The 12489-nt window shown below is 40.2% G+C and carries 12 protein-coding genes; 7 read left to right on the forward strand and 5 right to left on the reverse strand.

Annotated elements, in window-relative coordinates; all coding sequences use genetic code 11:
- Positions 1 to 18: 18 nt before the first annotated feature.
- Positions 19 to 1146 (reverse strand): methionine aminotransferase, encoded by a 1128-nt coding sequence (locus ACWPKD_RS11225; protein WP_455412770.1) that lies wholly within the window; start codon positions 1144 to 1146, stop codon positions 19 to 21.
- A gap of 236 nt (positions 1147 to 1382) precedes the next feature.
- Here ACWPKD_RS11225 and ACWPKD_RS11230 point away from each other — a divergent pair, with 236 nt between their 5' ends.
- From ACWPKD_RS11230 to ACWPKD_RS11255, 6 genes are all read left to right on the forward strand, one after another.
- A complete protein-coding gene (locus ACWPKD_RS11230) occupies positions 1383 to 1703 on the forward strand; it encodes a panthothenate synthetase (RefSeq protein WP_455412771.1) in 321 nt (106 codons plus the stop codon).
- A 121-nt stretch (positions 1704 to 1824) separates the two neighbouring features.
- Positions 1825 to 2637 (forward strand): class I SAM-dependent methyltransferase, encoded by an 813-nt coding sequence (locus tag ACWPKD_RS11235; protein WP_455412772.1) that lies wholly within the window; start codon positions 1825 to 1827, stop codon positions 2635 to 2637.
- Positions 2638 to 3241: 604 nt separating this feature from the next.
- On the forward strand, positions 3242 to 4633 hold the full coding sequence (locus ACWPKD_RS11240) for an RtcB family protein (protein ID WP_455412773.1): 1392 nt from the start codon (positions 3242 to 3244) through the stop codon (positions 4631 to 4633).
- Positions 4634 to 4639: 6 nt separating this feature from the next.
- Entirely contained in the window at positions 4640 to 5266 is a 627-nt protein-coding gene (locus ACWPKD_RS11245; protein WP_455412774.1) for a hypothetical protein, read from the forward strand.
- A complete protein-coding gene (gene prfH, locus ACWPKD_RS11250; protein ID WP_455412775.1) occupies positions 5254 to 5946 on the forward strand; it encodes a peptide chain release factor H in 693 nt (230 codons plus the stop codon). Before ACWPKD_RS11245 ends, prfH begins: the two co-directional genes overlap by 13 nt.
- Complete coding sequence (locus ACWPKD_RS11255; RefSeq protein WP_455412776.1) at positions 5930 to 6487, forward strand: hypothetical protein; 558 nt, start codon at positions 5930 to 5932, stop codon at positions 6485 to 6487. Before prfH ends, ACWPKD_RS11255 begins: the two co-directional genes overlap by 17 nt.
- Before the next feature lie 98 nt (positions 6488 to 6585).
- On the opposite strand, the gene ACWPKD_RS11260 is transcribed toward ACWPKD_RS11255, so the two are convergent.
- Together ACWPKD_RS11260 and ACWPKD_RS11265 are read right to left on the reverse strand one after the other, a co-directional pair.
- The gene (locus ACWPKD_RS11260) at positions 6586 to 7806 is read right to left on the reverse strand and encodes an erythromycin esterase family protein (RefSeq protein ID WP_455412777.1); all 1221 of its coding nucleotides are present in this window, start codon (positions 7804 to 7806) and stop codon (positions 6586 to 6588) included.
- A gap of 151 nt (positions 7807 to 7957) precedes the next feature.
- Positions 7958 to 8758 (reverse strand): helix-turn-helix domain-containing protein, encoded by an 801-nt coding sequence (locus tag ACWPKD_RS11265; RefSeq protein ID WP_455412778.1) that lies wholly within the window; start codon positions 8756 to 8758, stop codon positions 7958 to 7960.
- Between the two features lie 301 nt (positions 8759 to 9059).
- On the opposite strand from ACWPKD_RS11265, the gene ACWPKD_RS11270 reads away from it, so the two are divergent.
- Positions 9060 to 9575, forward strand: coding sequence for a hypothetical protein (locus ACWPKD_RS11270; protein ID WP_455412779.1), 516 nt, complete (start codon positions 9060 to 9062; stop codon positions 9573 to 9575).
- Between the two features lie 27 nt (positions 9576 to 9602).
- Here ACWPKD_RS11270 and ACWPKD_RS11275 read toward each other — a convergent pair whose 3' ends face one another.
- Together ACWPKD_RS11275 and scpA are read right to left on the reverse strand one after the other, a co-directional pair.
- Complete coding sequence (locus tag ACWPKD_RS11275; protein WP_455412780.1) at positions 9603 to 10286, reverse strand: GDSL-type esterase/lipase family protein; 684 nt, start codon at positions 10284 to 10286, stop codon at positions 9603 to 9605.
- A gap of 78 nt (positions 10287 to 10364) precedes the next feature.
- Positions 10365 to 12488: a methylmalonyl-CoA mutase gene (gene scpA / locus ACWPKD_RS11280; protein ID WP_455412781.1), complete on the reverse strand. Its 2124-nt coding sequence runs from the start codon at positions 12486 to 12488 to the stop codon at positions 10365 to 10367.
- Position 12489: the final 1 nt, after the last annotated feature.

Here is a 12489-nt window from a genome sequence, read left to right on the forward strand (position 1 = left end):
CTGGTTTTTTTATGGAATCTAAATGCGGTTCAGTTTTTCAGCGGCCGCGATTAGGGTTTCATCGGTTTTGGCAAAACAAAAACGCAGCATATGTCTGTCAGTCGCATCATTGTAAAATACCGAAATAGGGATAGCCGCCACACCGTGTTGGGTGATTAATTCTTTAGCAAAATCCACATCGTTTTTTGTGCTGATGTTTTTATAATTCACTACCTGAAAGTAGGTTCCGTCACAAGGTAAAAGTTCAAAACGGCTGTCTTTTATAAGGTTTTGGAATAAATTTCTTTTCTCAAGATACATTTTCGACACTTCACTGAAATCCACTATATCCAAGTAAGCGGCAATGGCATGCTGTGAAAAACTGTTTACACTGAACACCAAAAACTGATGCACTTTTTTCATTTCTGCCATTAGTTTTTCCGGCGCAATCAGATACCCGACTTTCCAGCCTGTTACATGCAATGATTTCCCGAAAGACGAAGCCACAATGGTCCGTTCTACTAATTTCGGTCTTGTGTGAAACGAAATGTGCGGACGCAAAAACGAAATGTACTCATAGACTTCATCACCCAAAACTAATACCTGCGGATGTTTTTCCAGGATCTGCTCCAAAGCCTCAAAATCAGCAATGTTCCAAATCTTTCCGGTCGGATTGTGCGGGTTGTTGATCACAATCATTTTGGTATTAGACGTCATGGCCGCTTCAATCCTATTGAAATTCGGCGAATAATCCTCATTCAGTGAAATACGGACAGGAGTACCGCCGGCCACTAAAACCGAAGGTTCGTAACTGTCATAACTCGGGTCAAGAATGATCACTTCGTCTCCTTTCCCGATAAAAGTATTGATAGCCGTGAAAATCCCTTGTGTCGCACCGGCCGTAATCAGCATTTCCGTGGCAATGTTTACCTTGCGATAATACTGTTCCAAAGTAAGCCTGGCAATTCGCTCCATTAAAGCTGGCAAACCGGCCATAGGGGTATACTGGTGAATATTTTCGCGTTGCAGGCCTTCACAAAGCTGCAACAAACGTTCGTCTACAGGGAAATTCGGAAAGCCCTGCGATAAGTTAATGGCGCCGTGCTCGTTAGCCAAATGTGACATTACGGAAAAAATACTGGCGGTTACGTTGGGTAATTTCGACATGACTGAATTTTAAAAACGTAAAAGTAGTTATTTTTTGGAGCCAAACTACAGGTGTTTTTTATGCGTCGGTTCCTGCTGTCCGCGCTACACGGTAGCTTGCTCCCATCAGGGCTGGGGAAAACAGTTGGGAATTTTTTAAAGGTTTGGTTTTATTTGTCTGATAATAAGAAAGTTGGATGAATTTTAATACAGAATATTTCGTAACTTTAGTAAGTAATTTTTTAAATACTGAAGTCATGAAAATGTTAGTCAATGTTATTCTGCCGATTGAGCCGTTTAACTCCTTGGTGCGAAGTGGTAAAGCAAGTGAAATCTTAGGTCGTATCATTGACGATATAAAGCCGGAGGTTATCTATTTCACGGAAATTGAAGGCAATCGCGGCGCCGTTATGATTGTAGATATCAAAGACGCTTCTTCTATTCCTTCCGTAGCCGAACCCTGGTTCCTCAACTTTGAAGGCGCCTGTGAATTCAAACCCGTCATGTCCCCGGATGATTTAATGCGTGCCGATATCGCCAAACTGGCGGCAAAATGGTACGATGTGCACGTGTTGTAAAAGCGATGCGAAACAGTTCTCCTAATAGCCTGAAAATTTTTATTGATCAGAATGTTGGGGCGTATTGTCATGCGCAATAGTGAGAAAAAGTAAAAAATAGTAATTATAAAAATACTTGATTATGAATGCAAACAAAGCACTGTGGGAAAAAGGCGATTTTACACAAGTAGCAGCCACCATGCGTGACAGCGGAAAGAAATTAATAGACCAGATAGGTGTTAACAAAGGGCAGGATGTTTTGGATTTAGGGTGTGGCGACGGGACTACTGCCATTCCGGCCGCCAAAGCAGGAGCCAATGTACTGGGAGTAGATATTGCTTCCAATCTGGTAGCGGCGGGAAACATAAGAGCGCAGGCGGAAGGGCTTTCCAACTGCAAATTTCAGGAAGGCGACGCTTGCGATTTGCAGGATCTTAAGGATAACAGTTTCGATCTTTCCCTAAGTATATTTGGTGCCATGTTCGCCCCTAAACCTTTCGATGTAGCCAAAGAAATGGTACGCGTGACAAGACCGGGAGGGAAAATAATCATGGGAAACTGGATACCGGGCGATCCAACGCTGGTAGCACAGGTTTTGAAAATCAGTTCGGTTTATACACCGCCACCACCCGAAGGATTCATCAGTCCGATGTTATGGGGCGTGGAGGACAATGTTATCGAACGCTTTGGTGCGGCTGGCATCCCAAAAGAAAACATCAGTTTCAGCCGTGAGACTTTTGTGTTTGAAGCACCATTTTCACCGGTGCAGTTTTTAGACCGGTTCAGAACCTATTACGGACCAACCATGAATGCTTACGAAGCCGCAGAGAAAGAAGGTAAAAGTGAGGCGTTACAAGGTGAATTGGAAGCCCTTTTTAAAGCTAAAAACGAAAGTACCGACGAAAACAGTATGTCCATTCCGGCCACCTTCCTGAAAGTAACCATTCAATGTTGATATTGGTGACTAAAAAAAAAATTTTACAGAAAAGTCACGGTTTTTGTGACTAAATATTTTTTTCACAAAAAAAGTCACAGCTTTTGTGACTGAAAAACTATTTTTTTAAAAAAGTCACAACAGCAATTTGAATCAAAAAACATAGAATTTTCCAAAGTAATGGTGTTGTTTTCTTACTTTTCTTAAAAATATTTTTAAGCACCTTATGCCTTGAAATCACTGAGGTTTCAGCCTTAAAATATTATTCAGATTAATTTGAAATAGCGAAAATTTGCGCTAACGGTTTGGAAATTAGAAAAATAAAAATAAATCTTTGCAACAGAGAATTAATAACCTATTAAAACGAAGAAAAATGTTTGTATTTAAATCATTACCTCAAAGCTTTGCATCAGTTGAAACTGGTGAGGCTCTTCTTCGTGGCTTATCGCAATCATAGTTAGATAAACAATATATGAAAAAGCCCGAAGACATCTAGTTTCGGGCTTTTTTTTATTCTAGACCCTTCAAAAATATTTCCCGAAACGATTTACTTCATTCCAAGCGAATGAAAACGTAGCCGTATGGTTTTTCCATTGGCTGTTTAAAAATTTATTTAAAAAAAATCATGGGAAATAAACTATCCGGGAAAGACCTGATCAAATTGGGCTTCCCTAAAAATAATGCCATAAATATAGCCTTAGGGCAAGTAAACCGATACCGAAAGAAGGAAAAGAAAGAAAGCATTTTAGCGGAAGCCAAAGAAGTACTGCTGCATCCTGAAAAATTCAAAGGACACGGTACCTGGGGCAAAGTCGCGGAAGGCTTGGTAAATCCGGTTCAGGTGAAATTCAACCAGTTGAAGAGTACCCGGGCCCCTTTTTCGATCTTCGGAGAAAATGAGATAGACGAGCAGGCGAAGTTTCAGTTGTATGACGCTTTGAAACTGCCGGTAGCGGTAAAAGGCGCTTTGATGCCCGATGCCCATTCCGGTTATGGTTTGCCGATCGGAGGTGTTTTGGCGACAGACAATGCCGTGATTCCGTATGGAGTCGGTGTAGATATCGGATGCAGAATGAGTTTGTCGATTTTCGATTTACCGGCTTCTTTTCTGAAAGGGAAAGACCATCAGTTGCAGGCGATTTTGAAGGACAATACGAAATTCGGCATGACCGAAACCCACAAAATCAAAGCCGATCACGAGGTGTTTTACAGAAGCGAGTTCAAAGACATTCCGATTGTAAAACAACTTTTGGACAAAGCGTATAAGCAATTGGGCTCTTCAGGAGGTGGGAATCATTTTGTGGAATTCGGTATAGTAAAACTGGACAATCCACTGCCGGAATGGAAACTGGAGCCAAAAGAATACCTGGCGGTTTTATCGCACAGCGGCTCCCGCGGATTGGGTGCTAACATTGCGAAACATTACACGTATCTGGCCACCAAACAGTGTCCGTTGCCTAAAAATGTGCAGCATTTGGCCTGGCTGGATCTGAATACACACGATGGTCAGGAATATTGGCTGGCGATGAATTTAGCAGGAGATTATGCCAAGGCCTGTCACGAAGATATTCACCGTCGTATCGCCAAAGCCTTAGGTAAACGCATTGTGGTAACGATTGAAAACCATCACAATTTTGCCTGGAAAGAAAGGGTCGACGGCAAAGAATGCATCGTGCACAGAAAAGGCGCAACGCCTGCAGGAGAAGGACAACTTGGGATCATTCCGGGTTCGATGACGGCTCCGGGATTTATCGTAATGGGGAAAGGCAATGCTGAAAGTCTGAATTCTGCTTCACATGGGGCAGGGCGTTTGTTCTCAAGGGCGAAATGCAAAGCTACCTTCACGCAAAGTCAGATCAATAAAGTGCTGACTGATCACGATGTGAAACTCATCGGCGGAAATATAGACGAAGCACCAATGGCCTACAAAGACATCAACAAAGTGATGAGCTTGCAGACGGAATTGGTTGAGGTATTGGGCACTTTTACGCCGAAAATTGTACGAATGGATAAATAGCATGTTATGAAACGATTTGAAGATGAAAATATAAGACTTTGGAAGTTTTTTGATGCAACAGCCGTTAAATGTCCAAACTGCGGTAAACAAGGAGTTGTAAAGCAAAAAGTGAGTTTGGAAAAATGCCCGAAATGTGGCGATGCAAATTGTCCGAACCGAAGGGTTTTTGAATGCAGCCATTGTTTTCACAGCATAACGGAAAGCAAGACACTGTATGAAGTGTATGCCAAAGTGTATTGTTCGGGCTGTTTTGAAAAGTATGAAGTAACGGCTGAAAAAACGTCTAAAGAAGTAGAAACGTTAAAAGTTCGTTGCCCTCATTGTAAGCATCAGGAAACGGTTAAGCCTAAACTGAAAGCCGTTGAAGCCGAATTTAAACTAAATGCAAAAATGGCCGCTGAGCCTTATTTTGATTTGGAATTATGGTACCAGCAGGAGTTTAAAGGTAATCTTTTCTGGGCCTTGAATAGAGAGCATATGGACTATCTGGAACGCTATATCGCTGCAGATTTAAGAGAACGAAATGCAAAAGGTAACGGTGGTCTGACACTGGTTGCCCGATTGCCAAAGTTTGTCAAAGAAGCAAAAAACAGAGACAGGCTTTTAAAGATTATAGAAAAATGGAAAAGATAATTCAAATAACCTCTGGAAGAGGGCCTGCGGAATGTACTTGGGTTGTGGCTCAGGTGCTGAAGAAAGTTTTGCAGGAAGCCGCGGCTTTTAATCTGAAAGCAACGGTTTTGCAACACGAAGCAGGTTCGGAAAACGGCACCGTGGAATCAGCCATTGTCTTATTGGAAGGAAAGGGAGCGAACGATTTTGCAGCATCCTGGACCGGAACGATTCAATGGATCGGGAAGAGTACGTTTCGGAAATTCCACAAACGCAAAAACTGGTTCATCGGGATTTTTGAAATCGAAAGATCGAAAGAAATGATTTTTTCGGATAAAGAAATCCAATATCAGGCAATGCGAAGTTCCGGTGCGGGTGGTCAAAATGTGAACAAAGTGAGTTCGGCCATACGCGCTACACATCTGCCAACAGGTTTGAGTGTGGTGAGCATGGATTCGCGTTCCCAGCATCAGAATAAAAAACTGGCCACCGAACGTTTGTTGCTGAAGTTACAGGAAGCATCGCTTTCGAACATCAAAGAGCAGTTCCAATCGCAATGGATGAACCAAATGCAGATTGAGCGTGGCAATCCGGTAAGAACTTTCGAAGGGTCCGATTTTAAGAAACCCAAAAAAGAGAAAAACAACAAAGCTGAACGACAGCAATTAAAAAGTGAATTGAGAAATGAACACATTAGATAAATATCTGGTACAAGCCTTGGATAATTATCCTTACTGGCTTGAAGGGACATTGGAATCACTGGGCTACGCATTGGCTTATGATGATAAAAATGTTATGGCCTTATGGCTTTACGGTCGTTTTTATGCCGAACAATTGAAAGATTATGAATCGGCAAAAGACTATTTTCAACAGGCAATCGGGATCGATATTCATGCTTTGGAAGTATACGCGCATTACATCCATACTTTAATTTTGAATGAAGATATAGCCGAAGCGGAAAAATTAATCGATTTCGCCTTGACCATCAAAGGCATCAACAAAGCGGAAATCTTGTTGAAGAGAGCCTTGTTGCTGGAAAGTCAACGAAAGTTCAAAGAAGCGTTGGACGTTATCAAGGAAGTAAAATTGACAGCCTTTACCAACGACACATCTTACGAAGCCGAAAATGCCGAAAAGCGTTTGAAGGATAAAGTGGATTTGTTGAAAGAAAAGAAGAAGGATAAGAGTAAAAAGGACAAGAAAGAAAAGACCGGAAAAGGTAAAAAGAAGAAGAAAGAATAATTTCTTTAAAGAAAAAGAGTGGTTTTTTGCCACTCTTTTTAATTTAAATAACGTTGCGTATAAACAAAATTTACCATGAAAGAGTAAAGCAGTTTTGCTTATAAATTGCTTGAATTCAGTGTGTTTTTTAAAATAATAACAGCATCATAAATATCGGAAAGCTTGGATATTTCGTAATAATCTTTGTCTTTCGCTTCTTTTCCATACCCCACCAATCTTATTTTTCGTTTCGCATCCGGTAAGACCGATAAAGTTGCTTTGCCAAGGTATTTGTTCGAATACGATTCATTGTTTGCCAGGAAATTATTCCAGGAGTCTTGATTTAAACTTAAGAATTCTGTTTTCAAAAGTTTGTCATCGTAAAGGGCATCGTTGTTTATAAACCGGTTTTCTATGTAGGAATACTGTCCGTCAGCGCTCATAAGGCCGAGGGAAAAGTATTGATTTGGCATTTTCTCTTCAATCTTTTTGCCCATTAAGCCAATTTCATTATCAATGATATCTTTTTTGGAGATATGGGCATTATGTGCCAGTACAATGATTTTGTTTTTTGGATCGGTTGTGTGATAAAGTACGCGGTTGGCCATTAGTTCGTCCCTGGAAATAAATACGCCTTCGCTCCATTTTTTATAGGGTAAATAACCGGATTCCAATTCGTTTAGCAATTCATTTATGCTTTCATTGGAAATTTTAGATGTCTGTATATTTGTTTTGATCTTGGTTATCAGGTCATAGGTTTGGGCATAGAATTTCATTTCACCGGCTTGTGATTTGTCTTCTGTTTTATTGTACTTAGAACAATAGTCACTGTACGATAAGGTCTGGCAATCTGATAGTTCCTGAATCATGTTTTGCAGTGCTGTGTTTGTTTGGAATTCTTTGGTGCTTTCTTTGAGCATTTCAACAGCAATCAGCCGGCTGTCATCGCAACCTTTTAAAGTGATTTTGTTTTTATGAGTAGCATTGTATTGCTTTATCCAAAGCAGAAAATCCTTCATTTCTTTGGTTTGATAGATTGAAAACAAGTGTTTCCTCATAAGAGAGTCAATGTTTGCGGTTTTCTGTAAATCCTTATTCAACTGTAACATGTTATCGCTTGGATTTTCAAGAATGATCATATTGAATCCTTTTTTAAGAATCAGCGACTTTGACAGGTTATGTCTCAAGACCTGAAATTCTTTCGTACCATGTGTGTCTTCACCGATTGCCACGATTCTTTTTTTACCGATATCTTTTAGGATGTCTTTCGTTTCGATATGCTGCGCAGATACTGTCAATTTACATATGAAGAAGCAAATTGTCAAGAGTGTTTTTTTCATAATCGTTTGTATTTTTAATTATGAACCAAAGCTAAATCTTACAAAAAATAAAGAATTGTAAAAAAAAGACATTAACATTTGTTAACACCTTGGGCGTTTACAATGATGTGGAAGTGGGTTTAAAATACTTAAAAAGTGCTCAATTACCTGATCAGTACTTGAAATAGATGTCATTTTGGAAGATAATGCTGATTTCTTTGAAGAAGTCTTTAGGTAACAAATAGCTCATTTTTTTGAATTCATTGTTGAAAGCTGCCTGGTCATAGTAACCGCTGTCCATTGCAATGTCTTTGAGTTTGTCCTTTTCGTTAGCCTTGATTTTTTCAATGGCATTTCTAAACTGGATGATTCTTTTGAATTTTACAGGAGTAACGCCGCAATTTGAATGGAAAGCCCTATTGTACGTCTTTAGACTCAAAGGGACATGAGCCAAAATGTCTGTTATTTTAGGATTTTCGGAATTGTAATGGGAGATGCTTGAAATGATATGCTGAAGGTGGTTTTTTTCAGATAATTTTCGGATCAGATAGGATTCGATCAGACTGATTTTTTTCTCGGTTTCTTCTTCAAAGAAGAATGGGTTGTCACTGTAAAAATCTTCAAAATCCTTTAAAACCAAAACAGGCGTTTCCGATTTTCCTGAAAAATCCGTCGTGAATTGTGCTAATCCGAATGGTTTGAAAACAATACAGAATTCTTCAATTTCATTTTTTGGATTTATGTAAATAGGGAAAACATTTTTTTTAGCGACAATAACTTTTGAGGTGGCATCCTTATGATTTTCGAGATCAACACCATATTTTGATAAAGTGACTTCGGTTTTTTTTATAAAAGCTAAAGGATTGTTGTAATGAGGGTAAGCAAAATAGAATTTACTGATACTCCCAACATAGTAGTAATCGATATATTTTTTCAGACTTGTTTCTTTCGGCTGATGAAAATCAAAGTTCATGCAAGTGATTTTAAAACGTTTTTAGTTTTTTAAGAGTTGCCTTTGTATGAAGTCTGTAAAGTAAGTTAAAAAAAAGGAAGTCTGTTTAAAAAGACTACCTTTTATAGTGTAAAGATATGAATAGCGATTTTTTAATCCTCTAATAAAACTTCCAAATCTTAATTGCCGCTTCACTGATTTTGGTTTCGTGACTAAAAAAAACGTTTTAGAAAAAGTCACGTTTTCTGTGACTAAATTTTATTTTTTTCGAAAAAGGCACAATAGTTGTAACTATTTGTAAGAAAAATCAAAAAAGTCACAAATGGAAAAGCGGCCTGAATTTAAAAACATATTAGGATTAACACAGGAAGAAATGGCGATGCTGTTGCGTATTCCTATTAGCCAGTGGAAAATGTTTAAATCCGGAAAGCGTGGTATTCCCCTTGACGCTTTGAAGCAATTGACTTTTTTGTTGCAGGGCGCTCAGGAGCGAAAACAAACTTCAAAAGAAGTGTTGCAGGTTTTAAACGCAGAAGAGCAAAAAGCAAAAGAAAAACTAAAGCTGGATTATCTGAACATACAAATTAAACAATACCGTGTGAAAAAAGAACTGGAAAGGGTTGAGAATCATCGTATGGAAAGTATAGCCGCCCTCGAGTTAGTTTCATTTCTGGAAAAACAGCAAGAGATATCCGTTCAGGCGGGATTGTTGCTGATTATTAAAGACCGTGCCCTAAAGACATTGCATAAGCATAGTTTGCACAAACTGGAGCAATTGCAACTCCAAAAAGAAAATTATGAGCGGTTAGCCAGTAGAATAGAGGCGAGATTGAAGTAATTATGATAAGTACGGTTTCGGTTTTTGTTAAAGATACTTCTTAGTCTTTAGAAATTCAACCCAAGTTTTATAGCCTAAATCGTTCAGATGAAGCCCGTCGGCATCCGCATATTTAGCATTTAATTTTCCCTGTTTGTCTTTAAAGAGTGCATACAGATTGATATAATCGATGCCTTGTTTTTTCGCTAATTGAAAGAGTTGTTTGTTCACAGCTATGACAATATGATTTTTATTGTAGGCAGCCGGGAAGTCATTTTTTGTATTATCGTTTGTGGGTAAAATGCTGCTGAGGTAAATTTTCGTTTTAGGAGAATTTGCTTTTACTCTTTCTATGATAGTGGAAATGTTTTTGATAATGATTTCTTCAGGTATGTTTTGAGAAATATCGTTGATTCCGATTTTGATAAAGAGTTTACCGGGTTCGAGTTTTATTACATCATCCAAACGGTTTAGAATTCCAAAAGTGTTATCTCCGGCAATCCCACGATTAACTACGGTGTTGTTGTTCAACAGTTTTTTCCAATCCCCGAATTCAGTAATGCTATTGCCTAAAAAAATGATTTTTCCTTTTGTAACAGGTTCCGATTTAAAAAGTTCCAGTCGGTTTTGATGATGTTTTTTTGCGTATTGAATCGTGTCGAATTTTACACTCTGTCCAACTGCTGTAACGGTGGTCAGAAGAAGGAATAAAAAGGCACCTAGTTTTTTCATCAGACTTGAAATTATTTGATCAGAATTGGATAGTATAAAAACACCTGACAAAATAAGCTTCTGTCAGGTGTATAGGTTTTAATCTTCAAGTAAAACATTTAAAATCGTAATCGCTGCTTCACTGATCTTGGTTCCCGGTCCGAATACCGCAACCGCTCCGGCATCAAACAAATACTGATAATCCTGCGCCGGGATTACACCGCCCACAATTACCATGATGTCTTCACGGCCGTATTTTTTCAGTTCTTCAATTACTTGTGGCACCAAAGTTTTGTGTCCTGCTGCAAGGGAAGAAACCCCCAAAATATGCACGTCGTTTTCCACGGCTTGTTTGGCAGCTTCGGCAGGCGTTTGGAATAGTGGCCCGATGTCTACGTCGAAACCTACGTCGGCATAACCGGTGGCTACTACTTTAGCGCCTCGGTCGTGTCCGTCCTGACCCATTTTGGCAATCATGATACGCGGGCGACGGCCTTCTTTCTTGGCGAAGGCGTCGGCTAACTGTTTTGCTTTTTCAAAACTTTCGTCGTTTTTGATCTCTTTGCTGTACACGCCGCTAAACGATTTGATTTGTGCTTTATAACGTCCGAAAACAGTTTCCAGTGCATCGCTGATTTCCCCTAAAGTGGCTCTGTTGCGCGCTGCATCTACTGCTAATTCTAATAAGTTACCCGGTTCGCCTTTGGCACAAGCGGTTAGTTTTGCTAAACATTCCTGTACTTTGGCATTGTCACGGGTCGCTTTGATATGGTCTAAACGCTCGATTTGTTGTTTACGAACGGTTTGGTTGTCTACTTCTAAAATGTGTAACGGATCTTCTTTCTCCAAACGGTATTTGTTTACCCCTACAATAATATCCTGTCCGCTGTCGATACGCGCCTGTTTTCTCGCCGCCGCTTCTTCGATACGAAGTTTCGGTATTCCGGCTTCGATGGCTTTGGTCATTCCGCCCAATTCTTCCACTTCTTCAATTAAAGCCCAGGCTTTATCGGCGATTTCTTTGGTCAAAGACTCTACGTAATAACTTCCCGCCCAAGGATCTACGGTTTTACAGATTTTGGTTTCTTCCTGTAAAAAGATTTGGGTGTTTCGGGCGATACGGGCTGAGAAGTCCGTTGGTAAGGCAATCGCTTCGTCAAGTGCATTGGTGTGTAACGACTGGGTTCCTCCAAATGCTGCCGCCGCTGCTTCAATAGCGGTTCTGGCTACATTGTTGAAAGGATCCTGTTCTGTCAAACTCCATCCGGATGTCTGGCAGTGCGTACGAAGTGCTAATGATTTATCGTCTTTCGGATTGAATTGAGTTAAAAGTTTGGCCCACAGCATACGTCCGGCTCTCATTTTGGCAATCTCCATAAAATGGTTCATACCGATGGCCCAGAAGAAGGATAAACGTGGGGCAAAAGTATCAATGTCCATTCCTGCCGCTAATCCTGTTCGGATGTATTCCAAACCATCGGCCAGGGTATAGGCCAACTCAATATCTGCGGTAGCTCCGGCTTCCTGCATGTGGTAGCCCGAAATGGAAATCGAGTTGAACTTCGGCATGTTGTTACTGGTATATTCGAAAATATCCGCAATGATTTTCATCGAAGGTGTAGGCGGGTAGATGTAGGTGTTACGTACCATGAACTCTTTCAAAATATCATTCTGAATGGTTCCGGATAATAATTTAGCATCGACTCCCTGTTCTTCGGCTGCTACGATATAGAAGGCCATAATGGGTAATACTGCACCGTTCATGGTCATCGAAACCGACATTTCGCCTAACGGAATCTGGTCGAACAAAATTTTCATATCTTCCACCGAATCGATGGCAACTCCTGCTTTTCCAACATCTCCGACAACACGTTCGTGATCCGAATCGTAACCTCGGTGCGTGGCTAAGTCGAAAGCTACGGATAATCCTTTTTGTCCGGCCGCTAAGTTTCTGCGGTAAAACGCGTTACTTTCTTCGGCAGTGGAAAATCCTGCGTACTGGCGAACGGTCCAAGGTCTGCGAACATACATGGTGGCGTACGGTCCGCGTAGGTTCGGTGCAAATCCGGCTGCGAAGTCCAAATGTTCCAGATTGGCTAAATCTGCTTCGGAATAAGTGGATTTTACTTCAATACCTTCGGCAGTTGTAAAGCTGTGGTCTTGCGACTTTTCACTTTTCCCTTCTGCCTTTTTTAATGTTATATGTTGAATGTCTTTTCTCATT

Source organism: Flavobacterium pedocola (genome assembly GCF_053764385.1).

What these genes read in the sequence shown, in the direction of transcription:
- ACWPKD_RS11275 (WP_455412780.1), bottom strand. Translation starts at nt 10,286, where the DNA reads ATGAAAAAACTAGGTGCCTTTTTATTCCTTCTTCTGACCACCGTTACA.
- scpA (WP_455412781.1), bottom strand. Translation starts at nt 12,488, where the DNA reads ATGAGAAAAGACATTCAACATATAACATTAAAAAAGGCAGAAGGGAAA.
- ACWPKD_RS11225 (WP_455412770.1), bottom strand. Translation starts at nt 1,146, where the DNA reads ATGTCGAAATTACCCAACGTAACCGCCAGTATTTTTTCCGTAATGTCA.
- ACWPKD_RS11265 (WP_455412778.1), bottom strand. Translation starts at nt 8,758, where the DNA reads ATGAACTTTGATTTTCATCAGCCGAAAGAAACAAGTCTGAAAAAATAT.
- ACWPKD_RS11230 (WP_455412771.1), top strand. Translation starts at nt 1,383, where the DNA reads ATGAAAATGTTAGTCAATGTTATTCTGCCGATTGAGCCGTTTAACTCC.
- ACWPKD_RS11260 (WP_455412777.1), bottom strand. Translation starts at nt 7,806, where the DNA reads ATGAAAAAAACACTCTTGACAATTTGCTTCTTCATATGTAAATTGACA.
- ACWPKD_RS11270 (WP_455412779.1), top strand. Translation starts at nt 9,060, where the DNA reads ATGGAAAAGCGGCCTGAATTTAAAAACATATTAGGATTAACACAGGAA.
- ACWPKD_RS11245 (WP_455412774.1), top strand. Translation starts at nt 4,640, where the DNA reads ATGAAACGATTTGAAGATGAAAATATAAGACTTTGGAAGTTTTTTGAT.
- ACWPKD_RS11235 (WP_455412772.1), top strand. Translation starts at nt 1,825, where the DNA reads ATGAATGCAAACAAAGCACTGTGGGAAAAAGGCGATTTTACACAAGTA.
- ACWPKD_RS11240 (WP_455412773.1), top strand. Translation starts at nt 3,242, where the DNA reads ATGGGAAATAAACTATCCGGGAAAGACCTGATCAAATTGGGCTTCCCT.
- prfH (WP_455412775.1), top strand. Translation starts at nt 5,254, where the DNA reads ATGGAAAAGATAATTCAAATAACCTCTGGAAGAGGGCCTGCGGAATGT.
- ACWPKD_RS11255 (WP_455412776.1), top strand. Translation starts at nt 5,930, where the DNA reads ATGAACACATTAGATAAATATCTGGTACAAGCCTTGGATAATTATCCT.